Genomic DNA, 1,425 nt, shown 5'->3' with positions numbered 1-1,425 from the left:
CTCTCCGCCTCCATTATCTGAATGACGCTAAACGACATCTAAACCTCGACTGGGTCTCTGTCAAGGAGGCGAGTGTTAACTTGAACGAAAGCCAGCAGTACATTGAGGAAAACTTTGCCTCTGATGAGATCATCTTTGAACCTCGCGGCATCACGTTCAAAAACATCGTGATCAAAAAGAAAGATTGGCAGGGCCGCGCTTGTGCCTACGATCTGCGCTATAAACATCACCCCAAATATCGCCCCCCTTTTGGTGAGACCCGATTCACCATCACCAAAGATTCGTTAATTGAACACCCGAGTGTTGGCGACCATTTTCAAGGTTGCTTCATATCGCCGAATCACCAAATTACGGAAGATATTGTCGAGCCGATTAGCAAATTTGCGGATTGGTTTAACCTTGTTGGTTGCTCTATCACAGGATGCACCCGCAACGACTTGAATGGCTTCTCTCTCGAAGACTTTGACGATGAAGGCGACTGGAAATATCGCTCAGTCGCGATGAATTTTGACCCAAGCACTGAGCTCTTTATGGAGAAAGTACAAGGTCTCGGGCGCAACAAACACATCCAACACAGCAACCGCACTGAAATGCTGTGGTTTTCCTACCCTAACACCAGCGAACACGACATCGACTACCTCGGCGTGTGGCAGCAAACCCAATACCACCAGCAATCCATGACACAATCGTGTCTGTTAATGCGCCACCAACAAGTGATGCGATTGCCACGCAGCGCCGAGACCTGCCCAACCGAAGCAAGCCTATACACCCAAGATGTCACCCGCGAGTTTGCCGATATGTGGTGGGTAAACAATGACGAACCGAAAGCCAATTTGGCGCAAATGAACATCATGGTGCGCTGGTCAACCACTCCGGCAGAAATCAACTACACCACTTGGGAATACTTACCGGCGGGAGCCAACTGGGAGCAAGGCATTTTGTATCGCTACCAACAGAACGTTAGTCGTAACCGAGATGGTTCTGATCATATTGAAACGCATACGATTTCTGAATTTGTCAAAGTGAGCGAGGAGGTATAACCATGGCAACGACTTCAGCCCTAACCCACATTATTCAGCAGTGGCAGTCTGGCAACAAACAAGCCGAAAGCGAGCTGTACCAATTCGCTTATTTGCAACTGCGTAAAATCGCCCAACAAGAACGTGAGAGCAACGCCGAAAAATACGGCACCGACAACATGATATTGGCAGACAGCGTCAACAGCACCACCGCATTGATTCATGATGCTTACCTAAAGATGTCAAACTGCGACATGAGTGAAATCGCCACCAAGCGTGATTTTTTCTTAATGGCCGCTAAAGTCATGCTCCAGATATTGATCGACAACGCTCGCTCACACCAAGCGCAAAAACGCCAACACATCACGTTGATGCAGGACGAAGAAGACCGCTTCGAGCAGTTGAT

General features: G+C 48.5%; 2 protein-coding genes. Both read left to right on the top strand.

The window, feature by feature from the left end; genetic code table 11:
- Nucleotides 1-1,040: chromosome partitioning protein ParA (locus tag R7D93_RS25330; protein ID WP_318129560.1), on the top strand; the 1,040-nt coding region annotated here is incomplete at its 5' end.
- A 2-nt stretch (nucleotides 1,041-1,042) separates the two neighbouring features.
- On the top strand, nucleotides 1,043-1,425 hold a 383-nt coding region (locus R7D93_RS25325), incomplete at its 3' end, for an ECF-type sigma factor (RefSeq protein WP_318129559.1).

This window comes from Vibrio sp. YT-15 (assembly GCF_033337445.1).
Lineage (GTDB): Bacteria > Pseudomonadota > Gammaproteobacteria > Enterobacterales > Vibrionaceae > Vibrio > Vibrio alginolyticus.
This window is presented reverse-complemented; position numbering and strand designations above follow the sequence as displayed.